The organism is Kitasatospora sp. NPDC096077, from assembly GCF_040303245.1.
Taxonomy (GTDB): Bacteria; Actinomycetota; Actinomycetes; order Streptomycetales; family Streptomycetaceae; genus Kitasatospora.
Window position 1 is genome coordinate 157,004 of record NZ_JBEOSV010000003.1, and the last position, 17,489, is coordinate 174,492.

Annotated in this window: 17 protein-coding genes; all 17 read right to left on the reverse strand. The window is 68.6% G+C overall.

Translation table 11 applies throughout. From position 1 onward, the window contains the following. Nucleotides 1-8 precede the first annotated feature (8 nt). The 17 genes from rplB to rpsL all read right to left on the reverse strand — a co-directional run bounded on the left by rplB (nucleotide 9) and on the right by rpsL (nucleotide 17,232). The gene (rplB, locus tag ABTZ03_RS04330; protein ID WP_031063050.1) at nucleotides 9-845 is read right to left on the reverse strand and encodes a 50S ribosomal protein L2; all 837 of its coding nucleotides are present in this window, start codon (nucleotides 843-845) and stop codon (nucleotides 9-11) included. A 43-nt stretch (nucleotides 846-888) separates the two neighbouring features. Beyond that, on the reverse strand, nucleotides 889-1,209 hold the full coding sequence (rplW, locus tag ABTZ03_RS04335) for a 50S ribosomal protein L23 (protein ID WP_030055819.1): 321 nt from the start codon (nucleotides 1,207-1,209) through the stop codon (nucleotides 889-891). Further along, nucleotides 1,209-1,886: a 50S ribosomal protein L4 gene (gene rplD / locus ABTZ03_RS04340; protein ID WP_350511316.1), complete on the reverse strand. Its 678-nt coding sequence runs from the start codon at nucleotides 1,884-1,886 to the stop codon at nucleotides 1,209-1,211. The genes rplW and rplD overlap by 1 nt, the downstream gene beginning before the upstream one ends. 4 nt (nucleotides 1,887-1,890) lie before the next feature. Continuing rightward, on the reverse strand, nucleotides 1,891-2,538 hold the full coding sequence (gene rplC / locus ABTZ03_RS04345; RefSeq protein WP_350511317.1) for a 50S ribosomal protein L3: 648 nt from the start codon (nucleotides 2,536-2,538) through the stop codon (nucleotides 1,891-1,893). 14 nt (nucleotides 2,539-2,552) lie between these two features. Beyond that, nucleotides 2,553-2,861, reverse strand: a complete 309-nt coding sequence (rpsJ, locus tag ABTZ03_RS04350) for a 30S ribosomal protein S10 (RefSeq protein WP_012785157.1) — start codon at nucleotides 2,859-2,861, stop codon at nucleotides 2,553-2,555. 388 nt (nucleotides 2,862-3,249) lie between these two features. Then, a complete protein-coding gene (locus ABTZ03_RS04355; protein WP_350511318.1) occupies nucleotides 3,250-5,079 on the reverse strand; it encodes a hypothetical protein in 1,830 nt (609 codons plus the stop codon). A gap of 183 nt (nucleotides 5,080-5,262) precedes the next feature. Further along, nucleotides 5,263-6,156, reverse strand: coding sequence for a glycosyltransferase family 2 protein (locus ABTZ03_RS04360; RefSeq protein WP_350511319.1), 894 nt, complete (start codon nucleotides 6,154-6,156; stop codon nucleotides 5,263-5,265). Between the two features lie 187 nt (nucleotides 6,157-6,343). Further along, the gene (locus ABTZ03_RS04365) at nucleotides 6,344-6,721 is read right to left on the reverse strand and encodes a DUF2304 domain-containing protein (protein WP_350511320.1); all 378 of its coding nucleotides are present in this window, start codon (nucleotides 6,719-6,721) and stop codon (nucleotides 6,344-6,346) included. After that, on the reverse strand, nucleotides 6,718-7,407 hold the full coding sequence (locus ABTZ03_RS04370) for a glycosyltransferase family 2 protein (protein WP_350511321.1): 690 nt from the start codon (nucleotides 7,405-7,407) through the stop codon (nucleotides 6,718-6,720). Before ABTZ03_RS04370 ends, ABTZ03_RS04365 begins: the two co-directional genes overlap by 4 nt. Before the next feature lie 84 nt (nucleotides 7,408-7,491). Beyond that, nucleotides 7,492-8,811 (reverse strand): hypothetical protein, encoded by a 1,320-nt coding sequence (locus tag ABTZ03_RS04375; RefSeq protein WP_350511322.1) that lies wholly within the window; start codon nucleotides 8,809-8,811, stop codon nucleotides 7,492-7,494. A gap of 135 nt (nucleotides 8,812-8,946) precedes the next feature. Further along, a complete protein-coding gene (locus ABTZ03_RS04380) occupies nucleotides 8,947-11,019 on the reverse strand; it encodes a hypothetical protein (protein WP_350511323.1) in 2,073 nt (690 codons plus the stop codon). A gap of 219 nt (nucleotides 11,020-11,238) precedes the next feature. Then, complete coding sequence (locus ABTZ03_RS04385) at nucleotides 11,239-11,709, reverse strand: GtrA family protein (protein ID WP_350511324.1); 471 nt, start codon at nucleotides 11,707-11,709, stop codon at nucleotides 11,239-11,241. Further along, nucleotides 11,706-12,665: a glycosyltransferase family 2 protein gene (locus ABTZ03_RS04390; protein WP_350511325.1), complete on the reverse strand. Its 960-nt coding sequence runs from the start codon at nucleotides 12,663-12,665 to the stop codon at nucleotides 11,706-11,708. Before ABTZ03_RS04390 ends, ABTZ03_RS04385 begins: the two co-directional genes overlap by 4 nt. Before the next feature lie 187 nt (nucleotides 12,666-12,852). Continuing rightward, the gene (gene tuf, locus ABTZ03_RS04395; protein WP_031063092.1) at nucleotides 12,853-14,046 is read right to left on the reverse strand and encodes an elongation factor Tu; all 1,194 of its coding nucleotides are present in this window, start codon (nucleotides 14,044-14,046) and stop codon (nucleotides 12,853-12,855) included. A 196-nt stretch (nucleotides 14,047-14,242) separates the two neighbouring features. Continuing rightward, complete coding sequence (gene fusA, locus ABTZ03_RS04400) at nucleotides 14,243-16,348, reverse strand: elongation factor G (protein WP_350511326.1); 2,106 nt, start codon at nucleotides 16,346-16,348, stop codon at nucleotides 14,243-14,245. Nucleotides 16,349-16,387: 39 nt separating this feature from the next. Then, nucleotides 16,388-16,858: a 30S ribosomal protein S7 gene (gene rpsG / locus ABTZ03_RS04405; protein WP_030055803.1), complete on the reverse strand. Its 471-nt coding sequence runs from the start codon at nucleotides 16,856-16,858 to the stop codon at nucleotides 16,388-16,390. A gap of 2 nt (nucleotides 16,859-16,860) precedes the next feature. Then, a complete protein-coding gene (gene rpsL, locus ABTZ03_RS04410) occupies nucleotides 16,861-17,232 on the reverse strand; it encodes a 30S ribosomal protein S12 (RefSeq protein WP_014144289.1) in 372 nt (123 codons plus the stop codon). Between the last annotated feature and the right edge of the window lie 257 nt (nucleotides 17,233-17,489).

Genomic DNA, 17,489 nt, shown 5'->3' on the forward strand with positions numbered 1-17,489 from the left:
ACCTGCTCCTAGCGCTTCTTGTTGGTCTTGCGGCGGCGCACGATGAGAGCGTCCGACGCCTTCTTCGGGCGACGGGTACGACCCTCCTTCTGGCCCCACGGCGAGACCGGGTGGCGGCCACCAGAGGTCTTACCCTCACCACCACCGTGCGGGTGGTCGATCGGGTTCATGGCGACACCACGCACGGTCGGGCGAACGCCCTTCCAGCGCATACGGCCGGCCTTGCCCCAGTTGATGTTCGACTGCTCGGCGTTGCCGACCTCGCCGACGGTGGCGCGGCAACGCGCGTCCACCAGGCGGATCTCGCCGGAGGGCATGCGCAGGTGCGCCATCTTGCCCTCACGCGCCAGCAGCTGGATGCCGGAACCGGCGGAGCGGGCCATCTTGGCACCGCCACCGGGACGCAGCTCCACCGCGTGGATGGTGGTACCGACCGGGATGTTGCGGAGCGGCAGGTTGTTGCCCGGCTTGATGTCGGCGCCAGGGCCGTTCTCAATCCGGTCACCCTGCGTGATGCCACGCGGGGCGATGATGTAGCGCTTCTCGCCGTCCGCGTAGTGCAGGAGCGCGATGCGCGCGGTGCGGTTCGGGTCGTACTCGATGTGCGCGACCTTGGCCGGCACGCCGTCCTTGTCGTGACGACGGAAGTCGATCACGCGGTAGGCGCGCTTGTGACCGCCACCCTGGTGGCGAACGGTGATCCGACCGGCGTTGTTACGGCCGCCCTTGCTGTGCAGGGGGCGAACCAGCGACTTCTCCGGGGTGGACCGCGTGATCTCTACGAAGTCGGCCACGCTGGAGCCGCGACGGCCCGGCGTAGTCGGCTTGTACTTGCGGATGCCCATTTGGCTCTCTCGTCCTCGTCCTTATCGACGATCACGATCTCCGTTAGGAGACCGGACCACCGAAGATGTCGATGCGGTTGCCCTCGGCCAGCGTCACGATGGCGCGCTTGGTGTCCTTGCGCTTGCCAAAGCCCGTCTTGGAGCGCTTGCGCTTGCCCTGACGGTTGATCGTGTTGACAGCCTCGACCTTGACCGAGAAGACCGCCTCGACGGCCTGCTTGATCTGGGTCTTGTTGGCGCCCGGCGACACGATGAACGTGTACTTGTTCTCGTCGAGAAGGCTGTAGCTCTTCTCGGAGATGACCGGCTTCACCAGGACGTCACGGGGGTCCGTGAACGTCTTGCTCGTGATCTCTGCAGCCATCAGGCGGCGCTCCCTTCGAGCTCGCCCTCAGCAGCCACGGCCTTGGCGGACGCGGCCGGACCGGCCACGAAACGCTCGAAGGCGGCCTGGGTGAAGACCACATCGTCGGAGACGAGCACGTCGTAGGTGTTCAGCTGACCGGCGTCCAGGATGTGCACGTTCGGCAGGTTGCGAGCGGACTTGAGGCCCAGCTCGTCCGAGCGCTCGACGACCAGGAGGACGTTCTTGCGGTCGGTGATCTTGCCGAACAGCCCCTTGGCGGCCTTGGTCGACGGCGCCTCGGTCGCGGTCACGTCGGTGATGACGTGAATGCGGTTGTGGCGGGCCCGGTCGGTGAGCGCACCGCGCAGGGCGGCGGCGATCATCTTCTTCGGGGTCCGCTGCGAGTAGTCGCGCGGCACGGGACCGTGCACGACGCCACCGCCGGCGAACTGCGGCGCACGGGTCGAGCCCTGACGGGCGCGGCCGGTGCCCTTCTGGCGGTACGGCTTCTTGCCGCCACCGCGGACCTCGGCGCGAGTCTTGGTCTTGTGGGTGCCCTGACGGGCCGCAGCGAGCTGCGCCACGACGACCTGGTGCATCAGCGGAACGCTGACCTTCGCGTCGAAGATCTCGGCCGGCAGCTCGAGGCTGCCGGTCTTGTCACCCGAGGGCGACAGGATGTCAATGGTGCTCATATCCTCACAGCCCCTTCGCCGCGGTGCGGACGAGGATGAGGCCGCCGTTCGGGCCCGGGATTGCGCCCTTGATCAGGAGCAGCCCCTTCTCCGCGTCAACGGCATGGATGGTCAGGTTCTGGGTGGTCACACGCTCGTGGCCCATCCGGCCGGCCATCTTCATGCCCTTGAACACGCGACCCGGGGTGGCGCAGCCACCGATCGAGCCGGGCGAGCGGTGCTTGCGCTGCACACCGTGACCGGCGCCGAGGCCCCGGAAGTTGTGGCGCTTCATGACACCGGCGAAGCCCTTGCCCTTGGAGGTGCCGGTCACGTCGACCTTGACACCCGCCTCGAACAGCTCGGCGGTGATCTCCTGGCCCAGGGTGTACTCGGACGCGTCCGAGGTCCGGAGCTCGACCAGGTGGCGACGCGGGGTGACACCGGCCTTGGCGAAGTGACCCGCGAGGGGCCTGTTCACCTTGCGGGGGTCGATCTCGCCGAAGCCGATCTGGACGGCGTCGTAGCCGGCCGGGCTGTCAGCGGTGTGGACCTGGGTCACGACATTGGGCCCAGCCTTGACGACGGTCACCGGGACGACCCGGTTGTTCTCGTCCCAGACCTGGGTCATGCCGAGCTTCTCGCCCAGGATGCCCTTAATCTGCTTTGCCATCTTCGGTGCGCCTCTCAGAGCTTGATCTCGATGTCGACGCCCGCCGGCAGGTCGAGACGCATGAGCGAGTCAACCGTCTTCGGCGTGGGGTCGAGGATGTCGATCAGACGCTTGTGAGTACGCATCTCGAAGTGCTCGCGCGAGTCCTTGTACTTGTGCGGCGAGCGGATGACGCAGTACACGTTCTTCTCAGTGGGCAGCGGCACCGGGCCCGCGACCTGCGCACCAGTACGGATCACCGTCTCGACGATCTTCTTCGCCGAGGAGTCGATGACCTCGTGGTCGTAGGCCTTGAGCCGGATGCGGATCTTCTGTCCCGCCATGGCTACTCAGTAGTCCTTCTGTCAAGTTGCCGCGCGACCCCCCTCCGACCCCCGCGCTCGGGCGTGTCGCACTCGCGCTTGCAAAAAACCGGCGAAATACTTCGTCGGTTTCAAACTTTCGGGGTGGGGGTGGCCGGATCGAGGCCCCGCTCACGCTTCCCGGAAGATTCCCGTACTTTCGCCCCGCAGCTGCCGTGGCGTAGAACTCACGCTTGACGGCCATCACGGGAACGACGAGTACATGGGACTCGCTTCCGGTCCTCCCGGCGGGAGGCGCGCAGCATCGGCACTCAACCGAGCAACTTGGACATACTGCCACATGGAGCAGCCGAAATGCCAATCGGGGCCGGTGAGGCGTACCTCACCGACCCCGATCGGGTGACCGTGCTCAGCCCTTGCGCCAGAGCACCCAGCCGCGGTCCATGTTGTACTTCGCGACGTGCCAGCCCGGCAGCGGCTTCTGCCAACTGGACTCCGGCGTGGCGCCCTTGTCCTTGGAGACCGTCAGCAGCATCGCGTTGGCCTGCTCCGGCGGGGTGTTGCCGTACTTCACGTTGTCGGTCCAGACCCGGCCCCAGTAGACCTCGAAGGCCAGCGACATCCGGGTGCCCCAGTCGAGGTCCCAGTCCAGGATCACGTTGTCGCCCTTGCCCAGGCCGGCCTCCTTGGCCAGGCCGACGGACTCGTACTGGCGGAACTTGGAGTGCGACTCGGCGATGTTGTTGGTGACGGTGACCGTCGCGTAGGCGGCGAAGACCGCCAGGCAGCCCACCACGGCCGCGACGATCCGGCGACCGCCGGCCACCCGCAGCAGCAGACAGGCCGCGAGCACCGCCAGCGCACCGAAGGTCGTACGGCCCATGTGCAGGCCGTCGTAGGTCGACGAGAGGAACTGCGCGTCCGGCACGGTCCACGGTATGACCCAGGCGTTGAGCTTGGAGCCCGCGTACTCGGTGACCGACAGTCCGGTGATCCCGACGACCACCACGCCGGCCAGGGCCAGCCGCAGCAGCGAGCGCCGGCCGGCCCGGAACAGCGGGGCCAGGCCGACCACCATGAACACCGGCACCAGCACGGCGCAGTACCGGGCGTACACCCAGTTGTCGATGCGCTCGTTGTCCGCGAGGCCCGCGGCGGAGGCCAGCGCGGTGCCGCACAGCATGGCGACCATGCAGAAGGCCACCACCCGCTCGGCCACCGAGAACCGGCGGTGGAACACGGCCACCGTGCACAGCACGAAGGCGACCGCCCCCAGGCCGTAGGAGGAGGTGAAGAAGTACCACAGCTCGCCGAGGCTGCGGACGATGATCGTGCCGGTGTACTTGCCGTCCTCCAGGTTCTCGAAGACCTTGTTGCCGACACCGGCCCCGGGCACGTCCTTGAACTGGCTGGTGACGAAGCCGTCCAGCAGCTTGGCACCCAGGTAGGACACCCCGAGCGCGCCGATCCCGGCCAGCGAGGTGAGCCGCGGCGCCCAGCCGAAGACCAGCACCACGACCAGGACCAGCGCCGTCAGCGCCACGACCACGCCACCGCGGTCATGGGTGGCCATCGAGTAGCCGGCGGCCAGGCTCATCGCCACCGCCTGGAGCGCGCGGCGGCGCGGCGAGCCGGGCGAGAGCCAGCCGTGCATCCCGATCACCCAGATCAGCAGGAGCACCGGGAGGACGGTGTCCGTCATGACGAACTGGGAGTAGAAGATCACCGGCGGCACCAGCGCGACCGCGGTGCCCGCCACGAACGCGTGCGGCCGGGACAGGCCCAGCCGGCGCGCCGCCACGAAGGCCAGCGGGAAGACCAGCGCGTTGAGCACCGCGTTGATCACCATGATCAGGTGGTACGCGGTGGCCGGGTTGTCGGCTATCCGCAGGGCCGGCGAGATCAGCAGCGAGTAGCCGCCGGGGATGATCACGCCGGTCGGCATCTCGGTGGTCGGCCGGCCCGCCAGCACCCGCGCGATCGCGAGGTAGCCGTCCTCGTCCGCGTGCACCGAGGGGTAGTAGTTGTGGATCGACAGCACCAGCCGGAACGCCGTCTGCCCGAGGTAGCCGAGCAGCAGGGCGACCGGCCAGAACCAGCGGTGGGTGGCGAGGGCCCCCAGCCGGACCGCGAGGGCCGAGGGCGTCGTCCCCTCGGCGGCCCCGGTCGCGTTCCCCTCGCCACCCTCCCGTGGCGCCCGCTCGTCGGCCTCGTGGGCGGAATCGATCAACGGCTGCACCGGGGCACTTCCCTTGTTGTTGGAACCAGCACTTGTCATGTCCTGCTTGCGGATGCGCCGTGCGTCACCCGCACGCACCCCCACTCCTTGGATCGCTCACGAAGTCTGCCACGCGGTCGGATTGTGGAGCCAGTGTGATCGTTCGGTGCACGACGCGCGGCCGCGGCCCCGTTCCGGGCCGGGTCAGCTGCTGCGGACGGCGCGGCCCACCATGGCGCCGGCATGGGTGAAGTCGCCCGCGCCGAGGCGTCCGGCGGCGACCATCAGGGCGTGCAGCCGGGACGAGAGGTGCAGGTCCGCCGAGCGGGCCGCGGCGTTCCAGCCCTTGGCCCGCAGCTCCTTGGCGATCAGCCCGTAGTACTTCAGCTCCTCGTCGAAGCGCTTGCCGTCCTTGACCCGGTTCGAGGAGTCGCTGGCCTGGTGACGGCGGTAGCGGAACACCTCGCGCTCGTCGACCAGCAGGTTGCCGCCCTCCATCAGCATGTCGACCATGAACGCCAGGTCGTGGACGGCGTCGATGTCCGGACGGTACGGGATCTTCGAGAGCGCGGACTGGCGGTAGAGCAGCGACGGGGTGTACAGCCAGTTACCGGACAGCAGGCTCTTCACCGCGTCCTCGCCGCTGATCAGGCCGGCCTTGCGGGCCGGGGCGGCGATCCGGCGCTTGACCTTGTCGCCGATGCCGAGCCCCGGCACCAGGACGCCGTCGCTGTCCATCACCTTCACACCCGGCTGGACCGCGATCGCGTTCGGGTCGGCCTTCATCCGCTCCAGGACGACGTCCAGGTAGTCCGGCTCCAGCAGGTCGTCGGCACCCATCATCGAGACGAACTCGCGCTCGGCCAGGGTGGACGCCTTGTAGGTGTTGCCGTTGGGGCCGAGCCGCTCCTCGTTGCGGACGTAGCGGATCCGGTCGTCGCCCAGGCCCTCGATGTACTCCAGCGCCCGGTTGCCCGGGTACTGGTCGTCCACCACGGTCAGCCGCCAGTCCTGCTGGTGCTGGGCCCGGATGCTGTCGATGGTGGCGAACAGGTACTCCGGGTCGCCGTAGTACGGAATGACGAAATCGACGCTCATGACGGCGCCGCACCTCCTGGTCCTGGGTCACGCTTCGGTGCCGCCCGGCCGCGGCCGCCGGGCGAGCCAAGTCAACCAGCTTTTCCGGACGACCGTGTCGGCCGGGGTCGGCTGTGGTCGAGGGCCGGCACCCGCCCGGGGTGCCGGCCCTCGACCGGTGGTACCGCGCCGTCGTGGCCGCTCTCGATCAGTGCTCGGAGCCGACCGGGGCGTTGAGGCGGTCGCTGTTGTGCCGGACACCCTCGGTGATGGCCACGGTGCGGGCCAGGTCGGTGATCTTCTTCTCCAGCGAGCGGAAGCGCAGGTAGGTGTTGAGGGTCAGGAAGCCCATGGCGATGACCATCAGGTAGAGCACCAGGTCGGTGCCGCGGCCGACGCCCAGCGCGGTGGCCAGCTTGGTCACGCCGCTCGGCCACAGGATCGCGACCACGTTGACGATCACGAAGAGCGTGAAGGCGATGCGCTTCCACGCCCGGGTGTTCGCCTTGTCCCAGCGCCAGACGAAGACGAGCGCCATGGCCACCGCGGCCACGACCAGGATGAGCTGGATCCAGAGGTGGTTCATCGGCCGTTACGCTCCCGCAGCGAGATGTCAAAGAGGATGTTCACGCCGTTGATCAGGGACTGGCCCTTGGCGCGCGAGTAGTCGGTGTAGAGGATGTCCACCGGCAGCTCGGCGACCCGCAGGTCCGAGCCGGCGAGGAAGGAGACGATCTCCGACGCGTGCGCCATGCCGTTCATGGTGATCTTGATCCGGCTGGCGGCCTCGCGGTTCATCACCCGCAGACCGTTGTGCGCGTCCGTGAGCTTGAGCTTGCGGGCGGTCGGGCTGACCGCGGCGGCGGTGCGGAGCACCACCCGCTTGATCCACGGCACCTGGCCGGTCTGCTCGATGAAGCGGGAGCCGAGCACGATGTCGGCCTCGCCCCCGCGCAGCAGCGCCACCATCTTCTCGACGTCCGCGGTCTGGTGCTGGCCGTCCGCGTCGAAGGTCGCGAAGTACTCGGCGCCCTCCTGGGCGAGCGCGTACTTGAGACCGGTCTGGAGCGCGGCGCCCTGCCCCAGGTTGACCGGGTGCCGCACCAGGTGGGCGCCGGTCGTCATGACGTGCTCGGCCGTGTCGTCGGTGCAGCCGTCGTCGATCACCACGATGTTCGGGAAGGTCTTGCGTGCCCCCTCCACGACGTCGGCGATCACCTGGCCTTCGTTGTAGGCCGGGATCACCAGCCAGACGTTGTCATACTCGGACACAGGTGCTCCATGCTTGGCGAACGGCACGGCGGCCCGTGCCTCGGGTCTGTCTATGGGTGATGGTCATGGCGTCGGCCCCGCACCTCAGGACGTCCGCAGCGGCTCTGCTGCGGGCCGGTCGGTCGGGACGGCGGGGCGGGACGGGAACGCGCGGTAGAGCGACCACAGCATCAGGACCGCGCTGACCAGCGAGCCGGCCAGGTAGGCGAGCTCCGCGCGGAGGCCGATGTCACCCGGAGCGAGCGCGACAGCCACCAATGCTACGGAACCCGCGGTCCAACCGACCAGCTGGCGGCGGTGCTGGGCACTGGACATCAGCGCCTGACCGAAGACCGTCGCGAGGACGTAGCAGAGCGTTCCGAACACCAGCCAGAGGAAGTCCAGCGGCCCGAGCACGTCCTTGGCGTTGAAGAGCAGCGGGTTGAGCTTGGCACCGAGCACGATGACCGGCAGGCCACCGCCGATGCACATCGCGGCGACGATCGCCGTGGTGCGGGTCAGCACCTTGCGGAACTCGGCGTGGTTCCCGGCCGCGGCGGCGCCGGAGAGCGCGGAGACCATCGAGGCCTGCAGGGCGCTGTAGGCGAACAGCGGCGCCCGGGCCATCACGACGGCCTGGCCGATCGCGAAGACCAGCGCGTCGGAGGCCTCGGAGTGCTTCGGCGCGAGCAGGCGCACGCAGACCACGGTCGCGTTGACCACCAGCTGGCTGAGCATCACCGAGGCGATCAGCAGGCCGAGGCCGCTGGTCAGCTGCTTCCAGGACACCTCCGGCCCCGGGGTGCGGTCGGCCAGGGTGTCACGCAGGCCGATCAGCGAGGCGGCCAGCGGGGAGACGAAGAGGATCAGACCGAAGACCACCGCCGAGTGCAGGCCGCACGCCGCCGCCAGCGCGGCCAGCCCGATCCGCAGCCCGCCGTCGACGGCCAGCTGGGTACCGTACGGGCCGAACAGCCCGAGGCCGGCCAGCGCGCCGCGGGCCACCGAGCTCACCGCGAGGCCCGCCAGACCGCCGGCCAGTGCGATCACCAGGTTGCGGTCACCGCTGAACAGCTGGTCGGCGATCGGCCGGGAGGCGACCGCCAGCAGCGCGCAGACCGCGACCAGGAGCCCCATGGCGAGCAGCAGCATCCGCCGCACCGCGGGCAACGCGCCGTGTCCGGCCACCTTGCGGGCGGCCACCAGCCGGGTCAGCTCCAGCTCGACCGGCTGGAAGAGTCCCCACCCCACGGACATCACGATGGTCCAGAGCATCGTCACCCTGGCCGCGCCGACGGTGCTCAGGCTGTAGCCCACGAGCGCCATGTAGACGTACGCCGAGGCCCCGAGCACGACCGTGCCACCGACCACGAGCCGCGCCCCCGGGGGAAGCACCCCAAGCAGCTTGGCGATCGGGTTCTTCATCACATGACCACCGAATTCACCGGCCGGCCGTGCCAGGCACCTCCGCACGAGGCCGGCCATGCCGTGCGATTGCTGTGAATAGTAGCGGGTAGGGGTGAATGCTCCGTGCGCACTCCCGTTCCCCCGGACGTCATCTCAGACGGTCCCGGGGAAGGTACGGCCCCACGGCTGGGTCCACAGGATCCCCGGATCGCTCAGCACGTTGACCGTCAGGCCGTGCTCGGCCAGATCCCGCTTGATCCGGTCCCCCACGGAACGGTCCGCGGTCAGGATGGTCGGCGTCGGGTGCGGCGCGGGGAGCTTCTCGATGGCCCCCTTCAGCCGGCCGAAGGAGCGCTGGTAGTCCTCCTCCTTCACCTGCGGACCGCCGATGTCCACCCAGTGGATGTCGTAGAGCGCCTTCATGTCGCCGCCGCGCCGGTTCATCAGCGAGGCGAGCCAGGTGGCCTTGAGGTTCTTGACGTCGTCGTTGGAGACCAGCGCGATCACCGGTCCGTCGCTGCGCAGGACCTTCAGCCCGTCCATGCCCTTGGGGCCCATGTCGGTCTCGAACCCGCCGCGGCCCCAGGCCACCAGCGGGTTGGCGGACCAGGCGGACGGGCTGTCCTTGGTGGCCAGGAAGCCCCACTGCACGTTGGCGAAGAGGCTCAGCGCGGTGGCGACGGTCAGCCCGGAGAGCACCAGCTCGCCCACGCGCCGGGTCCACGCGTTGCCGGAGCCCCGGTGGGACGTCTGCAGGACCGACCCGACCGCGCCGATCGATATCAGTGCGACCACGACGCCCACGGCCGTCATCTTGTGGAAGTAGTACGAGTACTTGCCGATGGTGTGCAGCTGGTAGACCGCGAAGGCGCTGAGCAGACCGCCGGTGCCGAGCAGCACCGCCAGGTGCGCCTGGCCGGTGGCGGTGCGGCGGTTGCGCGGCATGGCCGCCGCCAGCAGCCCGAGCAGCCCGCCGCCGATCAGGATCGCGCGGTCCGCGCTGACGCTCGGGCCGCTCATGTTCGAGGCGCTGGCCACGTCCAGGTCGCCCATCACCGAGAGGACGCTCGGCAGTGCGGCCACAGCCAGCGCGCACGCCAGCGCACCGAGGGTCCACCACCAGCGCCCGGCGAACCTGCGCCGGTGCACGACCAGCGCTCCCAGCAGCGCCACGCCGATGAACGCGCCGTAGATGTTGTACGTGTAGGTGACGGCGATCAGCCCGGCGGAGGCGGCCAGCAGGAACTCGACGCGGCCCATCGCCGGCCGGATCAGCACCGCGAGCGCGAGCGCGATCAACAGCAGACCGATGAAGGTCGAGTCGAAGCCGTGGGCCAGCAGGTCCAGGTAGTTGCTGGCGAACATGATCGAGCCGACGGTCGCGCAGACCGCCGCCGCCCGCCAGCCGCGCAGCCGCGGCCCGCCGATCCAGCGGGCCGCCCAGACCAGCGCGGTGCAGAACAGCGCGTACGCCACCAGCAGGTACAGGAAGTACCGGTTCATGGTCTGGACCATGTCGCCGGGGTCGGCGCCGGTGTGGAAGAACCTGTCGACCCAGGCCAGCAGGAAGTGCGAGCCCTGCGGGTAGGTCACCTCGGAGGGCGGTATCAGATAGGCCCTGGCGGCGTCCTGGTGGAGGAAGTTGTAGCCTCCGACGCTCTGGATGCCGGAGAAGAACGAGAAGTGCGAGAGCCGGTCCTCCGCGGTGGCGAAGTAGGCGACCCGCTCGGCCGCCGACGATCCGGCGACGGGGTGGAAGAGGTAGTGCCAGAACCCGGCGAAGGTGCCCAGCACCAGCAGGTCGGACCAGCGGAAGCGCAGCGGCAGCCGCGGCGCCCGCCGGGCGGCCCAGGCGGCCACCGTCAGCACGCTGGACAGCACCCCGGTGGTGGCCACCGGCGAGAGGCCCCAGGGCCAGAGCGAGAAGGCCAGGCCGAAGGTGAGCACCGCGCCGAAGAGGATCAGCGCGGCGACGAAGAGCCGGTCCAGCAGCACGCCGCCGACCCGGATCACGGCGGCCGTCGCGATCAGCAGCAGCGGCAGCAGCACGACGCCCAGGTGGAGCGCGACCAGGACGGCCGGCACCAGCCAGGACAGCGCGAGTCCGCCGGCCAGCACGAGCGGGTTGCGGCCCGTCCACCGGCCGCCGCCCGGGGCCCGACGCTCTTCCGGCGGCGCGGTCGCTTGCTGGATCCCGATGTCGGGCGAGCTGTGTACGGTCGACACGGTGCCGTGCCCCTCCGGTTCAGTCCCTGCCGCCCGTCTCCCCCTACCGGGTCCGGACCTCATCCACCATCTGCGGGCAGGCTACGGGGGCCAAGCATACCGAGGCCCCGATTACCCCCAGTGACCCAGGGGCGGGGAAGGGCGGTCCACGAACGACCGACCCCGGGGGCCGTCCCGATCCGTTCGGGGGCAAGAAGGGACAAGAGGGGGCAGGAGGGGTCAGGAGCCGGCGGGCCCGGCGGCACCCCCGCGGAAGACCCAGACCTTCAGCAGCACGAACCGCGCCACCGTGGCCAGCCCGTTGGCGACCACCAGCCCGGCCACCTCCACCGGCCGGGCGGCGTGCGGCACCAGCCGGTCCAGCAGGGCGAGCACCCCCGAACTGAGGCCGAGGCCGATCAGGAAGGCCACCGCGCCCTGCAGCTGGTGGCGGACCATCCCCTGCGAGCCGACCACCCCGAAGGTGAAGCGGCGGTTGGCCGCCGTGTTGGCGACCGCGCTGACGGCCAGCGCTATCAGGTTGGCCACCTGCGGGTCGGTGAACAACCGGGCGAGGACGAACAGCCCCAGGTAGAAGACCGTGCTCAGGACGCCGATGACCAGGAAGGACGGCAGCTGGCGACGGGCCCCGGGGGCGGGCTCGACGGGCTCGCCCGGGGTGGGCCCGACGGGCTCCTCGATCAGCGTCACCGGCCCCGGCCCCGTTCGTCGTCCTCGGCCGAGTCGTAGCCGACGAAGTAGGTCGGACGGTTCTGCACCGCCGAGTAGATCCGGCCCACGTACTCCCCCAGCAGGCCGACGCAGATCAGCTGCACGCCGCCGAGGAACAGCATCCCGATGAACAGCGAGGACCAGCCGGGCACCGTCGAGCCGAGCGCGTAGGAGACGGTGGCGTGGACCGCGAGCGCGATGCAGACCACGAAGCTGATCAGGCCGAGGTAGGTGGCCAGTCGCAGCGGGGCGGCGGAGAAGTTGGTGATGCTGTCCAGCGCGAGCCGGAGCATCTTGGACAGCGGGTAGTGGGTGGCGCCGGCCACCCGCTCCTCGCGGACGTACACCACCTCGCCGCTGGGGAAGCCCAGCCAGGGCACCAGCAGCCGGTAGACCGGCTGGTGCTCGGGCAGCCGCTTCAGGGCGTCCACGGCGGCCCGGCTGAGCAGCCGGAAGTCGCCGGCCTGGTTGGGCATCCGCTTGCCGACCAGCCGGCGCATCAGCCAGTAGTAGGCGCCGGCCGTGCGCCGCTTGAAGGCGGTGTCGGTGCCGCGGTCCCCACGCACGCCGTAGACCACGTCGAGGCTCTGCTCGCGGGCCAGCGAGAGCATCTCCGGGATCTTCTCCGGCGGGTCCTGGAGGTCGGCGTCGATGCTGACCACGTAGTCGCCGAGGGCCCGGTGGATGCCCGCGGTGAGCGCGGCCTGGTGCCCGGAGTTGCGGGCGAAACGGACGATGCGGAACTCGGGCCAGTCCTGCCGGATCTTCTGCATGAGCACGGGCGTGGCGTCCCGGCTCCCGTCGTCGACGCCGACGACCTCGTAGGCGACCCCCAGCGCGTCCAGGATCGGACGCAGCCGCTCGACCGTCAGCGGGAGCGCCTCCTGCTCGTTGTAGATCGGCATCACGACCGACAACAGCGGTGCCGTAGACATGCGTTGGATCCCACTTTCCGCGACGGCGGGGCTGGATGGTGAGCCGACCATAACAGTCCGCGATGAGCACCCCGTGAGAGGAAGTGCGCGCAGGTGAGCGCCGGGTTAGACGCCGAAGGGCCCCACGCACCGAGGTGCGTGGGGCCCTTCGGACGAGCCTGACGGGGCAGGCAGGTCAGAGCATCAATTACTTGATGATCTTGGTGACCTGGCCGGCGCCGACGGTGCGGCCACCCTCACGGATGGCGAACTTCAGGCCCTCCTCCATGGCGATCGGCTGGATCAGCGCGACGGTCATGGCGGTGTTGTCGCCCGGCATGACCATCTCGGTGCCCTCGGGGAGGGTCACGACGCCGGTCACGTCCGTGGTACGGAAGTAGAACTGCGGGCGGTAGTTGTTGAAGAACGGGGTGTGACGGCCACCCTCGTCCTTCGACAGGATGTAGGACTGGGCCTCGAAGTCGGTGTGCGGCGTGACCGAACCCGGCTTGATGATGACCTGGCCGCGCTCGACGTCCTCGCGCTTGATGCCACGGAGGAGCAGACCGACGTTCTCACCGGCCTGGCCCTCGTCGAGCAGCTTGCGGAACATCTCGATGCCGGTGACCGTGGTGGTGGTCTTGGTCTCCTTGATGCCGATGATGTCGACAGTCTCGTTGACCTTGAGGATGCCACGCTCGATGCGGCCGGTGACGACGGTGCCACGACCGGTGATCGTGAAGACGTCCTCGATCGGCATCAGGAACGGCTGGTCCACGGCGCGGGCCGGGGTCGGGATGCTCTCGTCGACCGCGTGCATGAGGCCGAGGAGCTTCTCGCCCCACTCCTTGTCGCCCTCCAGCGCCTTCAGCGCGGAGACGCGGACGACCGGCAGGTCGTCGCCCGGGAACTCGTACTCGGAGAGGAGCTCGCGGACCTCGAGCTCGACGAGCTCCAGGATCTCCTCGTCGTCCACCATGTCGGCCTTGTTCAGGGCGACGACGATGTAGGGGACGCCGACCTGGCGGGCCAGGAGGACGTGCTCCTTGGTCTGCGGCATCGGGCCGTCGGTGGCGGCGACGACGAGGATCGCACCGTCCATCTGGGCCGCACCGGTGATCATGTTCTTGATGTAGTCAGCGTGACCGGGGCAGTCGACGTGGGCGTAGTGACGCGCCTCGGTCTGGTACTCGACGTGCGCGATCGAGATGGTGATACCGCGCTGACGCTCCTCCGGCGCCTTGTCGATCTGGTCGAACGGCGTGAAGGGGTTGATCTCCGGGTACGCGTCGTGCAGCACCTTGGTGATGGCCGCGGTCAGCGTGGTCTTGCCGTGGTCGATGTGACCGATGGTGCCGATGTTGACGTGGGGCTTCGTCCGCTCGAACTTCGCCTTGGCCACTGAGTCCTCCTGAGGACAGTTCCTGTACGCCGTGCTGACGTCAGTTGGTCTTTGATACGGGCCCGACCCGGGTGCCCGAAGCACCTCGCGCCGCCCCGTGGGTGGGGGGCCGGAGGGCCCGGGAGGATCCGGACGGATCCTCCCGGGTCGCCTCTCGACAGCCTAAGGGGTGTGAATCATCCCGAATGTCGGGATGTCACTCGCCCTTGGACTTGGCGATGATCTCCTCGGCCACGGCCTTGGGGACCTCGGCGTACGAGTCGAACTGCATCGAGTAGTTGGCGCGACCAGAGGTCTTGCTGCGCAGGTCACCGACGTAGCCGAACATCTCGGAGAGGGGCACCAGCGCCGTGACGACGCGGGCGCCGAAACGCTCGTCCATGGACCGGATCTGGCCACGGCGAGAGTTGATGTCACCGATCACGTCGCCCATGTAGTCCTCGGGCGTGGTGACCTCGACGGCCATCATCGGCTCAAGGAGGACCGGCTTGGCCTTCCGCGCGCCTTCCTTGAAGGCCATCGAACCGGCGATCTTGAACGCGAGCTCGGAGGAGTCGACGTCGTGCGAGGCACCGTCGAGCAGCGTGACGCGGACACCCTGGAGCGGGTAGCCGGCGAGCACACCGAACTCCATGGCCTCCTGGCAACCGGCGTCGACCGAAGGGATGTACTCCTTCGGCACGCGGCCACCGGTGACCTTGTTCACGAACTCGTAGCCCTCGGCCTGCTCAAGCGGCTCGATCGCGATCTGGATCTTCGCGAACTGACCGGAACCACCGGTCTGCTTCTTGTGCGTGTAGTCGATGCGCTCGACGGCCTGACGGATCGTCTCGCGGTACGCGACCTGCGGCTTGCCGACGTTGGCCTCGACCTTGAACTCACGGCGCATACGGTCGACGAGCACCTCGAGGTGCAGCTCGCCCATACCCGCGATGATGGTCTGGCCGGTCTCCTCGTCCGTGTTGACCTGGAAGGACGGGTCCTCCTCGGCGAGACGCTGGATGGCGACACCCAGCTTCTCCTGGTCACCCTTGGACTTGGGCTCGATGGCGACGCGGATGACCGGGGCCGGGAAGTCCATGGACTCCAGGATGACCGGGTGCTTCTCGTCGGCCAGCGTCTCACCGGTGGTGGTCTGCTTGAGGCCCATGACGGCGACGATGTCGCCGGCGCCCACCGACTCGATCTCCTCACGCTTGTTCGCGTGCATGCGGTAGATCTTGCCGATGCGCTCCTTCTTGCCCTTGACGGCGTTCAGCACCGAGGTGCCGGACTCCAGGCGACCGGAGTAGATCCGGACGAAGGTGAGCTTGCCCAGGTGCGGGTCGGACATGATCTTGAACGCGAGGGCGGCGAGGGGCTCCTCGTCCGACGCCTTGCGCGAGATCTTGGTGTCCGGGTCGTTCGGCTTGGTGCCCTCGACGGACTCGATGTCCAGCGGCGACGGCAGGTACTTGACGACCGCGTCGAGCAGGGGCTGAACGCCCTTGTTCTTGAAGGCGGTACCACAGAAGATCGGGGTGAAGTCCGAGTTCAGGGTGCCCTTGCGGATCGCGTCCTGCAGCAGCTCGACCGGGATCTCGGCCTCTTCGAGGGCGAGCTCCATGATCTCGTCGCTGACGTTCGAGACCGTGTCGATCAGCTGGGTGCGGTACTCCTCGGCCTGCTCCTGCAGGTCGGCCGGGATGTCGACGATGTCGTACATCTCGCCCTTGGCGGCCTCGGCGGACCAGACCAGCGCCTTCATGCGGACCAGGTCGACAACGCCCTGGAAGTCCGCCTCGGCACCGATCGGCAGCTGCATCACCAGCGGGGTGGCGCCGAGGCGCTCCACGATGGTGTCGACGCAGAAGAAGAAGTTCGCGCCCGTGCGGTCCAGCTTGTTGATGAAGCAGATGCGCGGGACGCCGTAGCGGTCAGCCTGCCGCCACACGGTCTCGGACTGGGGCTCGACACCGGCGACACCGTCGAACACCGTCACGGCACCGTCGAGGACGCGCAGCGAACGCTCCACCTCGACGGTGAAGTCGACGTGACCCGGGGTGTCGATGATGTTGATGGTGTTGTCGACGCCGTCGACCGTCCAGTGGCAGGTCGTCGCGGCCGACGTGATCGTGATGCCGCGCTCCTGCTCCTGCTCCATCCAGTCCATGGTGGCAGCGCCATCGTGGACCTCACCGATCTTGTACGAGACACCGGTGTAGAACAGGATCCGCTCGGTGGTGGTGGTCTTGCCCGCGTCGATGTGCGCCATGATCCCGATGTTGCGGACCCTGGCGAGGTCAAGGGAGGTTGCAGCCATGGTGGCTCGTTCTCTCTCTGTCTAGTGACGGGGTACGGACTACCAGCGGTAGTGCGCGAAGGCCTTGTTGGACTCGGCCATCTTGTGGGTGTCCTCGCGACGCTTCACGGAAGCGCCCAGACCGTTGCTGGCGTCGAGGATCTCGTTCATCAGGCGCTCGGTCATGGTCTTCTCGCGACGGGCGCGGGAGTAACCGACCATCCAGCGCAGCGCCAGGGTGCTGGCGCGGCCCGGACGGACCTCGACCGGAACCTGGTAGGTCGCGCCACCGACACGGCGGGACTTGACCTCGAGGGCCGGCTTGACGTTCTCCAGCGCACGCTTCAGCGTGACGACCGGGTCCGAGCCGGTCTTCTCACGGACGCCCTCGAGGGCGCCGTAAACGATCCGCTCGGCGGTGGAGCGCTTGCCGTGCAGCAGGATCTTGTTGACCAGCTGGGTGACGACCGGGGAGCCGTAGACCGGGTCGATGATGACCGGGCGCTTCGGGGCGGGGCCCTTACGAGGCATTCTTACTTCTCCTTCTTGGCGCCGTAGCGGCTGCGAGCCTGCTTGCGGTTCTTGACACCCTGGGTGTCGAGCGAACCGCGGATGATCTTGTAGCGGACACCAGGAAGGTCCTTCACACGACCACCGCGCACCAGCACGATGGAGTGCTCCTGCAGGTTGTGGCCCTCGCCCGGGATGTAAGCGGTGACCTCGATCCCGCTGGTGAGGCGCACACGGGCGACCTTACGAAGCGCCGAGTTCGGCTTCTTCGGGGTGGTCGTGTACACACGCGTGCAGACCCCACGGCGCTGCGGGGAGCCCTTCAGCGCGGGAGTCTTGTTCTTCTCGACCTTGTCCTGCCGGCCCTTTCGGACCAGCTGCTGGATCGTAGGCACCGTTTCTCCGTTTTCTGTGTGCCAAGGCTTGGTGGAACTAACCTGTGGTGTCTCCCTCGCACCAGACCCCGTGGTCGACCCACGCGGTCGGGTGTGTTGGGCGTTTTCCGACACGGAATCCCATGGCTGATGTACAGCGACGGCGCTCTACGCGCGGCGCGCTGGGAAGCGCTCCGGCTCGGCGCGGCGACCGGTGTGCATGCACGCACAAGGACCCGGGGACACCCCAGGCACAAGGTCAGAGCGTACCTAGCGCA

Excerpts from the sequence above, each read along its gene's own strand:
- rplW (WP_030055819.1), bottom strand. The coding sequence starts at position 1,209 with ATGGCTGCAGAGATCACGAGCAAGACGTTCACGGACCCCCGTGACGTC.
- rplC (WP_350511317.1), bottom strand. The coding sequence starts at position 2,538 with ATGGCAAAGCAGATTAAGGGCATCCTGGGCGAGAAGCTCGGCATGACC.
- rpsG (WP_030055803.1), bottom strand. The coding sequence starts at position 16,858 with ATGCCTCGTAAGGGCCCCGCCCCGAAGCGCCCGGTCATCATCGACCCG.
- rplD (WP_350511316.1), bottom strand. The coding sequence starts at position 1,886 with ATGAGCACCATTGACATCCTGTCGCCCTCGGGTGACAAGACCGGCAGC.
- ABTZ03_RS04365 (WP_350511320.1), bottom strand. The coding sequence starts at position 6,721 with ATGAACCACCTCTGGATCCAGCTCATCCTGGTCGTGGCCGCGGTGGCC.
- rpsJ (WP_012785157.1), bottom strand. The coding sequence starts at position 2,861 with ATGGCGGGACAGAAGATCCGCATCCGGCTCAAGGCCTACGACCACGAG.
- ABTZ03_RS04360 (WP_350511319.1), bottom strand. The coding sequence starts at position 6,156 with ATGAGCGTCGATTTCGTCATTCCGTACTACGGCGACCCGGAGTACCTG.
- fusA (WP_350511326.1), bottom strand. The coding sequence starts at position 16,348 with ATGGCTGCAACCTCCCTTGACCTCGCCAGGGTCCGCAACATCGGGATC.
- ABTZ03_RS04390 (WP_350511325.1), bottom strand. The coding sequence starts at position 12,665 with ATGTCTACGGCACCGCTGTTGTCGGTCGTGATGCCGATCTACAACGAG.
- ABTZ03_RS04375 (WP_350511322.1), bottom strand. The coding sequence starts at position 8,811 with ATGAAGAACCCGATCGCCAAGCTGCTTGGGGTGCTTCCCCCGGGGGCG.
- rplB (WP_031063050.1), bottom strand. The coding sequence starts at position 845 with ATGGGCATCCGCAAGTACAAGCCGACTACGCCGGGCCGTCGCGGCTCC.